Origin of the sequence: Westiellopsis prolifica IICB1 (genome assembly GCF_004323185.1) — a bacterium.
GTDB classification, from domain to species: Bacteria; Cyanobacteriota; Cyanobacteriia; order Cyanobacteriales; family Nostocaceae; genus Pelatocladus; species Pelatocladus prolificus_A.
This window is the reverse complement of record NZ_NAPS01000009.1, coordinates 1-14,335: the sequence shown is the minus strand read 5'-3', so window position 1 is coordinate 14,335 and position 14,335 is coordinate 1. Positions and strand designations below refer to the sequence as shown.

The window sequence follows — 14,335 nt, the reverse complement described above, 5'->3', positions numbered from 1 at the left end:
AAAGACATATTGACAAAATTCACTCGCTTTTAACTTGTTACAAATGCTTCTTGTCTGTTAATTACGAAATGCATAGAGCGACGCTATATCTACCCCGTCCTGCTGAGAGTATTGCACAAGAGTTATTAGAACGAAAACGCAAGGAAGCACTTAGATGGCAGGAATAGCTTAGATTATAGGAAAAATATGAAAAATAATAATTGAAAGCATAACTTTTAAAAAATTGTATATAAATCTAGTATCTTTCCTGTGTGCTATGAAATTTAACTGAGGGCGAACAATTATTTTTTAGGGTTAGTGTTTTCCATGCGATCAAGGAGCGTCGCTATGCGTCCCTCAAGTTCATCACGAGATTTTATTTGATAAAAAACTAAATCTCTGGCTCGTCGTGGAATGATCCGTGTTTCATCAACACAAAATATCCAAAGCTCAAGCTGTGATTGTGCGTGCTTTTCAAGTGCAAGTTCCATTTCGTCAAAGCACCAAGGACTGCACGCGTATTCACGACACCAAAGCGCAACAAACACATCAGCAGAGAAAATCGCCTCTTGAATTTTTCTAGGAATGTCATATCCAGCACCAAAGTCTGTTTCGTCTCGGAAAACTAGCATATTTCGCCGTCTAAGGATAGTTTCTACGTAGTCGGCTTCCGCAGGTCTAGCTCGTGGATAACTGATGAAAAAATTAGGTCGAATTCCTTTAATTTTAGTTGCTGGAGTTGATCTTCCATCAACCAGACGTTCAGCAAGATGGACAATTTTATCGATATGTTCAGAATCTTGGAGGGCGTCGATGTCTTCGCCGAGCCGATCTGTAAGCTCATAACGGCAACGGTAAAACGATTGGCTGGCGGTCCCACCAAGAAAGGAAATTGGCAAAAGTGGTTTTCGTCTTCCCTCTGCAATAAGGAGTAACATATTCGCTGCACCGTCTGGCTTTCCTCCTATTGCAATGATTAAATGGCTCCGTTCAATAGCATTCAGTTGGCAAAGTAGCCAAGCGTATTGGAAAGCTTCACGAGTCTCCACTTGTGGAGGAGGGTACAGGTGTCGGCTTACCGTTGAGAATTTGAAATGATTGAGAACCTCATCGAACCGGGTATTTACTGTTTGAGAATCTGGATAGTGGATCTCAAGTGTAGGACGCGGAGGCGGTGTTTCTGCGAAACCTCGCATAACCTCAAGATCCGCAGTATTTTCAAATGGACTGCACACAATTAGCGAATGTCCTGCCATACCCAAAGAACAGCCTAGCTGATAACAAGTCTGCTCAAGCACAGCTTTCTGTGTTTGGAACATTGGCTCAGTCGGATCAACCGTAGTTCCACCAATTACAAAAACCCGCATTTAGTTATTACACTACTCAAATTTTTAATAAAAGTTACTCAGAAGCTTTTACAATAGAAATCTATTTTTTTACAAAGTAATAAAAACTATTTACAAATATTCATGTTTCCCAAATACAAAGAAATACTTTATGTTTATTTAATCTGACCTACTATCGAAAATCTGTCTAGATTGGTAATATTTTTTTTGACTCCGCTTTTATACATTTGTAGTTTTGTATAAATAATACCTCAATAAAAGTATCGTTTTATAGATGGCGGGACTGTGCCAAAAGAGATTTTTTGTACGCTAATAAAATATTAAAAAGGCTAAAACTCATACGAAGCAAGCGTTTCAGGCAATTGAAAAAAAATGGAATTTTTTTGGTGTTTAGTGTCTAAAAGTAGTAGGACTTACGCAAAAAACCTCTCAAATTCTTATTCCTCAGTGTACTCTGTGTCCTCTGTGGTTTGTTTTTCCGTTACCTGTGCGTAAGTCCTGAGTAGTCCTGAGTAGTAAAAAATATTAAACAGAGCATTAAGCTGAAAGCCTTGCCTGATAATACTTTGAGCAATTAGTCTAATTCCTTAACGTACAAAAGACTTTTTTTGGTGCGATGACCCCTTTATTGCCGCAAAGTTTCCCTAATTCTTTGGGGCTGGTATCTCAGCAAACATCCAAATACGTCTACTCGTGTTGCCACTCAAGAACTGGACGATCGCTACGCTCGATTAGGCAGTGGTAGGGACGGCAATAAGATTACTCATAGGCGGCCAAGACTGTCGTAGCCGCCCCTACCCCTACGCCTAATCGCGTCCAGTTCTTGAGTGGCTTGAAAACTTCGACGTTTATTAGAGTTGTTGGGAAATAAGCCGAAAAATGCCTAGAACTCAGTCATAGCAGATATTTCAGCGATTTTGTCTGAAAATAGTTGAAACCTAAATAGTGCAAGCGTTTCAGCGATTTTTAACGTTATTTCCCAACAAGTCTATTATTGGTGAACAACACTGGCGCAAGAAAAACCTTGCTGGAGTTTCGTAACGCATGGGCTAGAAGAAAGCATTTTTACTATCATCTGTATTTATTTTGAATTGGCGAAAATATGATTTGTCGAAAATACGTATTATCAGTAATTTATATTTACGACAATATAACTGTTTACAAATAAACCAATACAAATTTCTGCCCTTTCAATAAACTAGATGCATCTGTTTTGGAGCGCAGTTCGTGATTATCACCCTTGCTAGTTTCAAAGGAGGTGTAGCGAAGACAACCAGCGCTATTCACCTTGCCTGCTACTTTTCGCAAAAAGGAAGCACATTATTAGTAGATGGCGACCCAAATCGCAGTGCTACGGGGTGGGCGAAAAGAGGAGCATTACCTTTTAAAGTTGTGGACTTAGTGCAGGCTCCCATGCATAGCCGTAATTTTGACCATGTGGTTATTGATACAGCAGCCCGACCTAGCCAGGAAGATTTAGAAGCACTCGCTGATGGGTGTAATTTATTAGTCTTGCCCACTACGCCTGATGCCTTAGCGATGGATGCATTGTTGCAGACTGTAGGCACACTCAAATCATTGGGCAGCGATCGCTATCGTGTGTTGCTCACAATCATTCCCCCAGCCCCCCGCTTAACAGGACAACAAGCACGGGAAGCATTGGAAGCAGAGGGAATACCACTATTTGAACAAGGGATTAGACGATTTGCAGCTTATGAAAAAGCAGCACTGGAGGGTCTGCCAGTCTATCAAGTAAAAGACCGCAGCAGCAAAATAGCATGGCGCGAGTATCAAGAGGTCGGTAAGGAGATATTGCGGTGAATAAGCCTAGTCCTTTTAAAAAATTATTTGAAACTAAAGAGGAACCACAACAAGAGCCTGAAGAACAAGTAAAGCCAAGTAAAGAGGAAAATTTAACGCAAATACCACCCCCACTAACACAGAGCCAACCTGAACCCCGTAAGCGTGGCAGACCTGCAACTGGAAAACGGTCTGATGATGCTTGGATTGGACGCACCTACTATGTGAAACGCTCAACAGATTTAGATGTAGAGGAAGAATTACTCAAACTCAAAAGGCGTGGCATAGAGATTGACAAAAGCGAATTGGTAGATTTTCTCATGGCTGTCTGGGTGAAATGGCAACAAGGTGAGAATATAGATTTACTAATTGACGAATTTACGCCAAGGCGAAATTCGAGCATCTGATTGAGGTGTTGTTGGGGTAACATGAACATCCCTGCCACCAAGAACGTATTGTGTAGCACTATTTCCTCAGTACAGAGTACATTACATACTGTAGTACTGCTTTGATTCTCTATGCTTTCTCAAAACTTGTCGGAATTTTTTGATACATCTCTGCACATTAACTGTCCTAAAATAAGTCTCTTCAAAGAATTAATAAATTCACAAAAAATATATCAAGGCTCAGGCTCAATTACTCGAACTTCTGAAGGACAGTTAGAACTAGAACTATCTTATTTTGATGATAATAGTTGGTTATTATTGCTTGAACATATTAAAGAACTTGGTGAGAAACGAGGAAGTCTAACAGTAATAAGCGACAAAAGTGCAGGAATAGGAAAGATAGTACCAGAAGAAGAATATTTTTCTCTATCTGCTATTGATTCTCAAGGTAGAGAATGGACAAGTACAAGAGTTTTAATAGGCGAGAGAAGGTTTCAAAACAATCTAGTAACATTAGTAGCCCAACTAAATGAAATCTCTTACACTATTCAACTGTTATCTAACGAAAATGCTTCCATGTGTCTACAGTTATGTGGAGACATCAACATTCCTCATAATACTTTAATGCAAACAGAAGAAGAATTAGAATGTTTTGGTTTTCTATCTACTGCACATTTTTTTGCTTGTGGCTACGAATTTTTTATCAAGCATCAAGATGATATCACAATTATCAAAGTCAATTCTGATTGTGATGAGCTACCAGCCTTTCTAGAAACTAGAATTTGTGAGGCTTTGCAGTTTGTACTTGGTGATTTAATAACATGGTCTACGCTTGAACTTAATCAAAGCACTCAAAGAACTATACGTATTCGACCTTTATTAAATAAAAACAATCAAACAAAATTACGACCTCCAATACGTTTTGAACAACTAGACATCACGAAAGATATTTGGAAGCTTTATGAGAATTATTTACAACATATCCTCAAATACTCTGAAAGAGTGTTGCATCCTCTCTCAGGGTGGATTGCGCGTATTATTGAAGCGAAAACAGTATGCTTAGAATCTGAGATACTGACGCTTTCTGTTGCTGTAGAGAGTTTGCTAACAATAGAACCTTTGAAACAACTATCAGAGAAACAAGCCTCTTTAGACGATGAGCCAGATGATGAGTCTAACAACCTCCAATCACAAATATCACTTATCCAAAGTGTAATTGAGCCATTGAATCTTGATAATAGTTTGAGAAGAAGATTAACAGGTTCTCTAGGCAATATAAAGTCTGTAAGTGCTATGGATAGATTGAGAAATTTGGTGGATAAAGGTTTATTAGATCAAGAATTGGTAGATGCTTGGAAAAAAGTTCGTAATAGTGCTGCTCATGGATATGTTTTGGAGCCTGAAGAATTTGGGAAGTATCACAAGTTATCTAATCAAGTCACTGTTTTGTTTAATCATCTGGTTTTTCTTACAATTGGGTATGTAGGGAAGTACACTGACTATAGCGAAGACGGATGGATAAAAAAAGATTACAACAGGAAAAGTAATTAAAATCAGGGTAATCCCAGATACACAAGTTAGCTACAACTGACTAAATCTAAGCTTTGCGCTATCATCCGCGGAATTCGCTCAAAACACTAAAGTCAAAACCAGAGTCTGTCAATTCTAACGACAAAGCATATTTCCAGTCAATTCGCCCTTGCACTGCTTGCGCTGCTTGTCTATCAGATAAATTTTCGCTTATATTGCATCACCAGTATCATCACCAACCGCCAAGGTGCTTGCGCTGGCTGACCCCGTTGTGGATACAGTGATGCGAAATCTTCATCCTGATAAAACACCCCAAGTTCATCACGCAAGCGCATATATAAATTACCTTTTGAAAATGCGGCCTTGGCTACACGTACCGTTTCATCGGGAATAGGAGGAATTTTTTCAGGATGTAAGCACATATACTGCCTCCACAGGTATTTCTTCTAGTTTATTGATTATTGAGGCAGCTAACTTAATTTTTTTCTTTCCGTGTAATACATGGAAAGGGTGATTCTGCCTTTCCATGTATTACACGGCAAATCCGCCGTTTTTATGTTAAGTAATATTTCGCCAACGGTATCTGATAACTGTATACAAGGTTGACAGATGTAGACGAGAAAAGTAACTGTTCACGATATCAAGCATCAAACCAAATCCGCCTAAACAGTCTGAGCAACTTGACTCTTGCTTAGGTTCAAAATATGATCACCTATCCGATACAACTGGCCCACTTTAGGCTGTTAATGCTCTAATTTAAAACGGCTCAGACCATCGCTTAACTAAAACCTCCCCAGAACTCCTATCAGGGCTTACGTGCAGATATTTACTCGTAGTATCCAAACTTGTATGCCCTAAAGTAGCCTGCACCAAATGCACTGGAACACCTTCATCTAAAGCGTGGGTGGCATGACTGTGCCTAAACCAGTGGGCTGAAACATTCATGGCATTCTCCAATTCTGCTGCTGCCGCCGCCCTTTTCACCACTCGGTCAATATGAGAAGGAGCCAAAGGTCTACCCGTAGCACTGGCAAACACTGGCGCATCCTTCAACGCCTCACCGCGCAGTGACATTAACTCCAGCCATAGCTCCTGGGGTACATGGACTCTACGAGTACGCCCACCCTTGCCGTAAACATTAATCTGCCCACCACCCCCACGACTGGGGATCGCATCTTTCCACCTCAACCCGCACAACTCAGAAACCCGAATCCCAGTTAAATACAGAGTTTTTAAAATTAACCGATTGCGCTTGTCAGTCGTCGCCGCAATCATCGCATCCACATCTTCTGGCGTAAGAATACGCTCAACCAAAGTATCTTTCGGCTTGGGCAACTTGAACTGTTTGGGGATAGGGCTACGAGAAATCGGCGGTTTCTCCAAACTGGTCACATAAGAAAAAAACGCCTTAAGAATGTTGAGATGCTTAACCTTAGTCGTGTCTGCCTCTTGCAGAGAATCTAACCATTCCCGGACATGACGGATCTGAATGTCGGCGATCGCTTCCACCGAAGTAAAACTTAGAAACTTGTGAATGGTATTTTGGTAAGAAGCGCGAGTTTTACCGTGATGCACGTCCAACCACTCTTCCACCAACTCAGTCAACGTCTTCATTTCAGGGAATAGGTGTGTGATGAGTAGGAATCTACTATTACATCTCATTGTCGCGCAAAAGCTTAATTTTTCGTCAACGAGTTCACACACTTAACCCAAACTTATCAATCGTCACGTCCACAATCCTTATTATTTCATTGATTGATAAGTTTTACTTAAGTGGCTGACTGAAGTGGAGGAATGCACGCTTAAAAGCTGGATGAAATACCAAATTTAGGGGAAATTGATATCAAAGCTGCCCAGCCGCCCCAGCCCTAGATTTTTATACTCGCTCAACCATCAACGCCAGTCTGCACCGCGTCTACACCATGTCTATACCGAAACCAAGCAGCGAACCGGACAGCTTCTTTACCCACGCAAAAAGTTCCTTAACCACCGAATCGCCTCACTTGTTGTTTGCTCGTTTGCAATTTGGAGGCATTGCTGCACAATTTCTCTTACGTTAGGAAAATAGCTGCTTTCTGTAATTACGTAATTTTCACCCTGTAATCTATAAACTAATAGCTGCTTATTCTTTAATAGCCAAACCTCTGGCACTTTATAAGGGAGATAGTCATTAATACTTGTATAGCTAGTAACATCTACCTCAATCACTAAATCTGGTGGAGGGTCATTGAGCCAGTCGATACGGCTTTTACCTACTACGGAACTCCAATTTTCAATGTAAAAGCAAAAGTCAGGCTCAATGCCGCTAACTTGAGGCAAGCTCATGGTGATGGGTGTAAATGAGTCGTATCTTTGCCCTAAATGATCCAGCAAAACCTTAGCAATATCTGCCAGCAAGCTCGCATCTCTTCCATGCTCTGGTAGCGGTGCCATTAACAAAATCTCTCCTGGTCGATATTTAATGCGAGGCGAGCAGCGATCTCCTAGTTGCTGACTCAGTACTTGATAGTCTTGCCAAGATCCCAACATTCTTACGACTGTGCCAGGTGGCAACTCGATTCTTTCAGGTGTAATTACAGTGTGCATATTCGCCTGCCTTTAGAAACTCTGGCCACACCAAAACGGTTGACTGTTTTGACCCCCTGTTACGCGCGGGAGCTGTGCAGCAAGCCGGACAGCTTCTACATCAACATATTGTACCCGTTGAATTAATTGCTTTGCTTGCTCCGCCATCGGCTTGTTTTCAGAGGGCGCGACTTGGGTGGTAGCCACAGGGGTTTACTGTTATCAAATGTGAACTGCTCTGTAAACTGTGGCAGTAAAAAAACAAACTCTTGTTTACGGTGAAGCCAACCCCAACCGCCACAAAGTTTACGTCTCCCGTTGCGTTGATGACAGTCATGCAATTAGCAATACATGATTACCTATGTCGAAGGCTAATGCGCTGTTAATCACCCATAGCGACTTGCGCGGTGGCGACCAAGTAAATTTATAAATATTGCTGTTTGGGGAAGCTAGTTCTAATTTGATGCAAAAGTCTCGTGCATCAAATACCCAAAGCAAATGACCAAATTGAGTATAAAATTGCTCACGCTTGCTGATCTCTTCAACGCTAATACTACTGCATTGGAACTCAACGATTAGCTTGCTGCCGTTGGGCTGAGGTAAGCACAGGTCTGCTCTTTGCCTAATAATGCCATTGCACATGACTATTTCACGGTAGTCACTAGCAAAAAACTCTTGCCAGCTATAGTGCCACTGTGTCATCGGTTCCTTACCGCTACAGTCACTACCTGATAAGTGCGACCAGTGGTGAATCAGGATAGAGCCGCACTTAGCTATTACAGGCTTGTGACAGGCTGGACAAACTGCTCGCATACCTTTGCTTGGTTTAGCTTTTTTGTTCTCGCCAACAATAGCAAACAGCATGGTAGATAGTCTCCTGTGTTCCACGGCAACGGCACAGCGCAAGCGGGAGCGACTAACAGCAAATACTTGTATATTTAGTTAAAGTCATGCTTATAATTTCATTTTCTCTTTTCTTGAGAGAAAAATAAACTCAAATTCTCTTTTCGGAGAACACTTACCCTGGTTGGAGTTACTAAGAGTGAAAAAAGTCACCCTATCCAAACTAAAAAGTGCAGCTAAAGCTAAAAATCTTTTAGTTGAAGTTGTTGAAGGAATTTACCTGATTACACCAATGAAGTACAGGAGTAATCGGATGTACACACAAGACTTTAGTCAGTTGTCAGATGCTTTTGACTACATTTCAAGATTTGATGAATCGACACTTGCCCAGTTGAAGGCGACAGAACAAGAGTTACTCTTTTTATCGGCACTCGCCCAGGCATAGTGCCTGTTGAAGTGAGTGAGGAAGTACTCACTCGGCGTGTTGGCTTTTTGGTTGGATTTGGTATTGTTGGCATTTTGCAGTATAACGGGGCATTAACTGTGATTGTCGCACTATGTCTGACATAGTGTAGGGGTGGGGGTTGGGGAGTTCTTGTCAAATTTTTGACAATTTAATAGAGCGATGAAGAGATATTCAATGACTTTTTTGTGTTAGGGCTGACGATCTCTGTACGTGATCTGACGGTAAATAAACAGAGAGTTTCTAATAACAAACACCATTATTCATCTGTGGGAGTCTGGATGGTTGTTGTTTTGCGTTGCGGCTTGCCTGACTTGTCTATACGCGCTTCTATACCGTCGGTTGATCAATCGTTGCTATCAGTATTGATATCAACAGCTAGTTACTTGGTTGCAACAAAAAACTTCATAGAATACCTTCACCGTTAGAACAAACTCAATGCTCAATTTAGGTGATGCTATTAGAGAAATAGCAAAGCCATTTGTCCATGAAGAAACTGCTTAAACGTATACTGGCGCTAATCCGGCAAATTTTTCAGCAGTTCTCATCCACTGGTAAACCGAGTTCTCCTCCTTCTTATCACCCGCCTGTTCCTCCTATTCCTCCCATTCCTACTTTTGTTCCCCAGTGGGAGAACGGGTTGGTGCTAGTTTGTTCACAGTGTACAGTAGAGCAATTTTCTGGTGGTTCTCATCGCATTAATAGAGGTACAACAGCTTCAGAAGAATTACAGAACTGGCTGAAATCTCGTCTAAAATTTGATGGATTGTGGGGTAAATATCGGGTTGTTAGTACCAGTTGTTTGGGAGTTTGTCAAAGCGATCGCGTTGTTGTTGTTCTGCATCATAACGCAGTTGGACAACAGTGCTTTATTGTCTCACCTCAAGGCGAACGCGAAATTCTCTACTCCTATATCAAACATCTCAATCATTGATACCCAAACCGAATTTTCTTTGCCAACGTTCATCTTGGGTGTCAATAAGTACTTAGATTTCACTCCCCACTTCCTCAATGGGTTCTTGCTCAACACCCTCTAATTTTGCCAAATTCTTCCTGGCATACTCCCGCACTCGCTCATCTGGGTCATTTTCTGCTCTGTCGCGCAAAAGTGGTAAATTCAAGGGATGATCAGGATATTGCTCGATAATTGCCTTAAGTGCAACTTCCCGAGGGTTTGGGTAGTTTCTTTGACGAACAAAGGGGTCATTGATAGCACGATTATAAAAAAGCTCAAACATACCAGGCTGATCTTTCCAACCCCTAGCTAATTCATACACTGCTATCCATCGCACAAATGAATCATCGCTTTGAGTACAGGTTTTGAGGATAGGTAAAATGTCGGGATCATCTTTCCAATTCTCAGCTAGCTCACGCACTGCTATTGGTCGTGTAATACCTTTACCGAACTGAGCACAGGTTTTGAGGATAGGTAAAATGTCGGGATCATCTTTCCAACCCTCAGCTAGTTTTTGTATGACCGTAGCTGTTACACTATCTTTCCAATTTTCAGCTAGTTTTTGTATGACCGTAGCTGTTACACCTTCTTTAACTTGTGAACCTGATTGGATGTACGTCTGAGCAACATCTTTGAGCCAAGATAAAATTTCAGGGTAATGTTTCCAACTCGTTACAACTGCCGCAACTGCCTTACTGAGATTAGAATGAAAGTATATTTTTAGAGAAGAGTCTGACTTACCGTAAGTCCAACCCCACCCAGAGCTTCTAGTATCATTATTTATTGAGTAGTTGAGTAGTTTAATGCAAATCGATAAATTTTCATGGTGGCTCCTCATTTCCGAAAGGCATTTAGCTGCCAGAAACAAATTAAGAAATTCTTTTTGACTACCATCTTGATTAATTAGATAATCCACAATTTCGCTTGTAAATTTTGCCTCAATCATCCCCGAAATCAGTTGCAGTACTTCATGCCAAGTTTCATCCTGCCAGTGCTTGCCAAAAACTTCTGTCTTCAGTTCTTTAATTGAAAGTATTTGTGTTTCTTTAAACTGCCAAACAAACTCCCAAGCACAGAAATATTCTAAAAATGTCCGATGCACAAAGGCGTAGTAATCTGCTCCCAAATAACACAAAATGAAGTTGCGTTCTCGTAGTTGCTCAATCATTAACCGTGCTATTCTTCTTGGTTGAGCAACTCCTATATCTTGCAAATAGCCAAATAAAGTATGTTCTAACTCGTCTTTACTAATCAAGTTACCAGCCAAACCAGTTTCTGCTGCTTGCATTTGGTAAGCAACTTGACGCAACATTGCTTGTTTATCTTTCAAGTCAATCGTGTAAGGATCTATATCGTCAACTGTGAGTAATTTTGCTTCCACGTCCCATTGATGCAGCAGTACTCGTGAAGCTTGTTCGTAAAGTGTGGCTCTATCTCTGGGCAATTCTTGGCTACGATTTAAAATAGCCATCATTGTCAGTAGCAGAGGATTTCCTGCTAATTCCGCAATGGCTTTTAATTCGTCAATTGCTCTTTGCAGTCGCTCTCGTTTTCTCTCTTTATCTATGGAGTCATTAAAGGTTTCTTCATGCCAGCGGTCGATAAAATTTTTAATCTGTTTTGGCTCTAAATCTTGTAACATGAAGTGCTGAAATCCGGCATCGCGCAACTGTTGCGGCTTATAGCCAATCACACGAGAAGTCACAATTACCTGCACATTAGGATATTCATTCGTGAAGCGATGAATAGCGGTAATGACATCTTCGCGTTTACGAGGGTCAAATACTTCATCCAAACCATCAAACATAACTAGGGCATTACCAGCCTTTAGCTGTTCGTGCAATTTATGCTGGTCTAAGTGACACAAGCAACCTGGACTTTGATGATAAAATTCTAGAAAATTCTGACAATGACCATCATCGTGATTACGCATATAGGTGCGTAATTCAATCAGCAAAGGAATCGGTAAATGAAATTCCTTTTTATCAAGGGTTTGTTCTACCCAATCTAACGCCTGGTATTGCAATAAGGTAGACTTGCCTGAACCAGGGTCGCCTAAAATTACTATATATTTATAAGTTTGCTTGTTTTGGAAGATATCTAATACAGAACATAGTGGCTGCTCAACATAAACGCTTTTATAGCTTTCTAATTTTTCTAGTTCAATTTCCGTGTCTAGTTGGTTATTTGCTTGCAATCGTCTTAACTGTTCTTTCGTTAGTTCTGGTACAATCTGGTGAACTTCCCGCACATTTTGGGGAATAAACATTCGCCATAATCTCAGTTCGTTATAGGCGCAACCAGTAGTGTCTAAACTATCTAATTTCAAATTGGCGTAGCGTTCGCGAATTGCTTTTTGATATTGTTCTAAATTAAAATCGGGTGTAATATTGCCATTTTCTTGTTGATGTTTTTGGAGAACATCGAGTTTTTGGAGAATAAGAATATTTCTTAACTCTTCTGATTCCGAAAGAATTTGCTGGCATTTCCTGAGATAATTGTCCGTCACTAATTGCCAGTTAAACTTAGCTGGCATAGCTGGCAAGCCAAGACTTTTCCAAGTATTTTCCAGTTTTTGATAATCTAAATCATCACAATCAGCGTCAAAAGCCTTACCCAGAATTTCTTTAACAGATTTATTGTAGATAAATGTCTTGAGGGGTTTAGCAAATTTCTTAATGTCTTCTTCAGATAGTCTGCGAAACTTTAACTCTTCTTCTACTAATTGCAAAAATTCCTTTAGTGCCTTAGCAATAGCTTTTTGAATTGGTTCTTTCTGAAATATTGCAGTAACGTTGTTGAAGCGGTCTTTAAAAAAGTCTTTGGCGTAGTCCTTGGCTAAATCCTTAGCAAATTCTTCATTGAGAATAGTTTTGACAAGGAGTCCGAGAGCATTTGTTGCTACCCAGCCAACTAACCATTCAACCATAATACTCATGCTTGCTTGCTCAGTATTTAACTACGAGTATAAACACTGCGGATGGTGTGTATTAGTCCATTCGTCACAATTTAAGACAAAGCTCTTTTTGTCAACAGTAATTAAGCTATAAATTAAAAGAGGTATTGAGTATCAAATTTAGCTAGATACTCAGTTTTTAGGACAGGAGTAAAGGATGCTTTTTGATATGACGCGTTAGCATAGCTCCTCCGAAAGGAGGCTCGCAGACTGAAAAATTCTGTTTTTCACCCCGATTTTGTTCCAAATTTTAAGCATTATTGCTTATTAACAAATAGGTTATAAGCTTAAATTGTGACCAATGGTATTAGTCATGGTTGTATAATCTTCGTTGGTTAATTTCGGTTAACTGTGGGATGAGTGCGCTTTGGTCGGTTCTGAGCAGCATCTGTACCAATTTTCTTTTCCCTATTTAAATCAGATAGATATTCCCATCATCATCAAGCCCAGCTAGTTCAGCCAGTACCAGTTCTGCAAAAAGCTCACGAATCATCGCAGCATCCGCATCTTTAATAACTCCGTTTTTGTTCACCGTGTTAACACTCATAGGCTTTTCTAGTGTTGCTTCTTTCCTAAGCAGATAATCAAACAGCTTTTGAGCATTTTCACTAATTTGTGGTTTCTGTGGTTCATTATTGCCTTGTGTTGCGTCAATTTCAAATTCCAGCGCCTTGCGGTTTTCAGCTTGCTTTAGCTGCTGCTGGATTGCTTCAATTTCCGCATCTACGTCTTCTGCACTGACAGGAATGTAGAGAGTTTCGCGGAATCTATCAATTGCATCCGCCATTTCCAGCGCTTTCATCGATTCGTAGGCTTCCCCACCTAGTTTTAAATCAATTGTTTGTTCCTGGGTTAAGGATTGCAACTGGGCAGTCTTGTTAATCGCCTCCACAGTCTCGTTATACTCACTGATTGAAGCCATTTCTCTAGCTGCATATCCAGCCAGGGGGAAAGCTGCACAGGCTATTGTTATCCCCAAAATCTTTGTTAGAGCTTCGTTAAAGTAAACTTTTGTTGGCTGCAACCTTGGTTGCTCTGGATTTTCTATTGTGTAAGCCCTGTTCTGACAAGTGGTGATACCAAAATACGTATCACAGACTTTATATTCTCTCCAGTCCCGGAGATAACCAGGAATTGCTAGTCCCAAACTCACTAAACCCACAGTAAAACTGCCAAGGGCTAATTCTTTGTAGCTAATTTTTAACGTAGTTTCAGCCACAGCACATACCCTCCCCCAACAATAAGTAATGCGATCGCTCCAACAACAATGGCTGACACGGTATCTCTGTAGAGCCAAACCAAATTCCAAAAGCCAAACAGTGAGCAGAAGACAGCCACAATACGCAGTAAGCTAGCTGTTTTATTGTGAGGAATATTACTAGCAAAATAAGTGATGGTCAGTATAAAAGCGATTGGGTAAATCAAAAGCAACTTGGGGGCTATTTGGACTACAAAAGCAACTGCAACACCCGCACTCATCCACGAGAGAAATTCAGCCCAGTTACTTAGATG

General features: G+C 40.7%; 13 protein-coding genes and 1 pseudogene. 6 read left to right on the top strand and 8 right to left on the bottom strand.

Going from position 1 to position 14,335, the window contains the following annotated elements:
- Positions 1–281: 281 nt before the first annotated feature.
- A complete protein-coding gene (locus B4U84_RS29315) occupies positions 282–1,346 on the bottom strand; it encodes a toll/interleukin-1 receptor domain-containing protein (protein ID WP_131121556.1) in 1,065 nt (354 codons plus the stop codon).
- A gap of 1,206 nt (positions 1,347–2,552) precedes the next feature.
- On the opposite strand from B4U84_RS29315, the gene B4U84_RS29310 reads away from it, so the two are divergent.
- The 3 genes from B4U84_RS29310 (at position 2,553) to B4U84_RS29300 (ending at position 5,062) form a co-directional block, all read left to right on the top strand.
- Entirely contained in the window at positions 2,553–3,146 is a 594-nt protein-coding gene (locus B4U84_RS29310) for a ParA family protein (protein WP_131121555.1), read from the top strand.
- Complete coding sequence (locus B4U84_RS29305; RefSeq protein WP_131121554.1) at positions 3,143–3,532, top strand: hypothetical protein; 390 nt, start codon at positions 3,143–3,145, stop codon at positions 3,530–3,532. Before B4U84_RS29310 ends, B4U84_RS29305 begins: the two co-directional genes overlap by 4 nt.
- A gap of 111 nt (positions 3,533–3,643) precedes the next feature.
- Positions 3,644–5,062, top strand: coding sequence for a hypothetical protein (locus B4U84_RS29300; RefSeq protein ID WP_131121553.1), 1,419 nt, complete (start codon positions 3,644–3,646; stop codon positions 5,060–5,062).
- Between the two features lie 67 nt (positions 5,063–5,129).
- Here B4U84_RS29300 and B4U84_RS29295 read toward each other — a convergent pair.
- The 4 genes and pseudogenes from B4U84_RS29295 to B4U84_RS29280 form a co-directional block, all read right to left on the bottom strand.
- Positions 5,130–5,463 (bottom strand): annotated as a pseudogene (locus B4U84_RS29295) (transposase); the annotation flags it as partial.
- Positions 5,464–5,797: 334 nt separating this feature from the next.
- Entirely contained in the window at positions 5,798–6,655 is an 858-nt protein-coding gene (locus tag B4U84_RS29290) for a tyrosine-type recombinase/integrase (RefSeq protein WP_207391040.1), read from the bottom strand.
- 348 nt (positions 6,656–7,003) lie between these two features.
- Positions 7,004–7,627 carry a Uma2 family endonuclease gene (locus B4U84_RS29285; RefSeq protein ID WP_026718858.1) on the bottom strand — a complete coding sequence of 208 codons (624 nt, stop codon included), beginning with the start codon at positions 7,625–7,627 and terminating at the stop codon, positions 7,004–7,006.
- Between the two features lie 312 nt (positions 7,628–7,939).
- A complete protein-coding gene (locus B4U84_RS29280; protein WP_131121552.1) occupies positions 7,940–8,470 on the bottom strand; it encodes a competence protein CoiA in 531 nt (176 codons plus the stop codon).
- A gap of 178 nt (positions 8,471–8,648) precedes the next feature.
- Here B4U84_RS29280 and B4U84_RS29275 point away from each other — a divergent pair, with 178 nt between their 5' ends.
- The 3 genes from B4U84_RS29275 (at position 8,649) to B4U84_RS29270 (ending at position 9,846) form a co-directional block, all read left to right on the top strand.
- The gene (locus B4U84_RS29275) at positions 8,649–8,894 is read left to right on the top strand and encodes a hypothetical protein (protein WP_131121551.1); all 246 of its coding nucleotides are present in this window, start codon (positions 8,649–8,651) and stop codon (positions 8,892–8,894) included.
- Positions 8,894–9,019 carry a hypothetical protein gene (locus tag B4U84_RS32030; protein ID WP_278248368.1) on the top strand — a complete coding sequence of 42 codons (126 nt, stop codon included), beginning with the start codon at positions 8,894–8,896 and terminating at the stop codon, positions 9,017–9,019. Before B4U84_RS29275 ends, B4U84_RS32030 begins: the two co-directional genes overlap by 1 nt.
- Positions 9,020–9,399: 380 nt before the next feature.
- Positions 9,400–9,846: a (2Fe-2S) ferredoxin domain-containing protein gene (locus B4U84_RS29270; protein ID WP_131121550.1), complete on the top strand. Its 447-nt coding sequence runs from the start codon at positions 9,400–9,402 to the stop codon at positions 9,844–9,846.
- Positions 9,847–9,898: 52 nt separating this feature from the next.
- Here the strand turns inward: B4U84_RS29270 and B4U84_RS29265 are convergent, their stop codons facing one another.
- The 3 genes from B4U84_RS29265 to B4U84_RS29255 all read right to left on the bottom strand — a co-directional run.
- Positions 9,899–12,796, bottom strand: a complete 2,898-nt coding sequence (locus tag B4U84_RS29265; protein ID WP_131121570.1) for a HEAT repeat domain-containing protein — start codon at positions 12,794–12,796, stop codon at positions 9,899–9,901.
- A gap of 439 nt (positions 12,797–13,235) precedes the next feature.
- A complete protein-coding gene (locus tag B4U84_RS29260; RefSeq protein WP_131121549.1) occupies positions 13,236–14,042 on the bottom strand; it encodes a hypothetical protein in 807 nt (268 codons plus the stop codon).
- Positions 14,024–14,335, bottom strand: a 312-nt coding sequence (locus tag B4U84_RS29255; protein ID WP_131121548.1) for a hypothetical protein, incomplete at its 5' end; no start/stop codon positions are given. The genes B4U84_RS29255 and B4U84_RS29260, both read right to left, overlap by 19 nt.

Bases quoted from the DNA above. Each gene is read 5' to 3' on its own strand.
- B4U84_RS29315 (WP_131121556.1), bottom strand. From the start codon at position 1,346: ATGCGGGTTTTTGTAATTGGTGGAACTACGGTTGATCCGACTGAGCCA.
- B4U84_RS29300 (WP_131121553.1), top strand. From the start codon at position 3,644: ATGCTTTCTCAAAACTTGTCGGAATTTTTTGATACATCTCTGCACATT.
- B4U84_RS29290 (WP_207391040.1), bottom strand. From the start codon at position 6,655: ATGAAGACGTTGACTGAGTTGGTGGAAGAGTGGTTGGACGTGCATCAC.
- B4U84_RS29285 (WP_026718858.1), bottom strand. From the start codon at position 7,627: ATGCACACTGTAATTACACCTGAAAGAATCGAGTTGCCACCTGGCACA.
- B4U84_RS29280 (WP_131121552.1), bottom strand. From the start codon at position 8,470: ATGCTGTTTGCTATTGTTGGCGAGAACAAAAAAGCTAAACCAAGCAAA.
- B4U84_RS29270 (WP_131121550.1), top strand. From the start codon at position 9,400: ATGAAGAAACTGCTTAAACGTATACTGGCGCTAATCCGGCAAATTTTT.
- B4U84_RS29265 (WP_131121570.1), bottom strand. From the start codon at position 12,796: ATGGTTGAATGGTTAGTTGGCTGGGTAGCAACAAATGCTCTCGGACTC.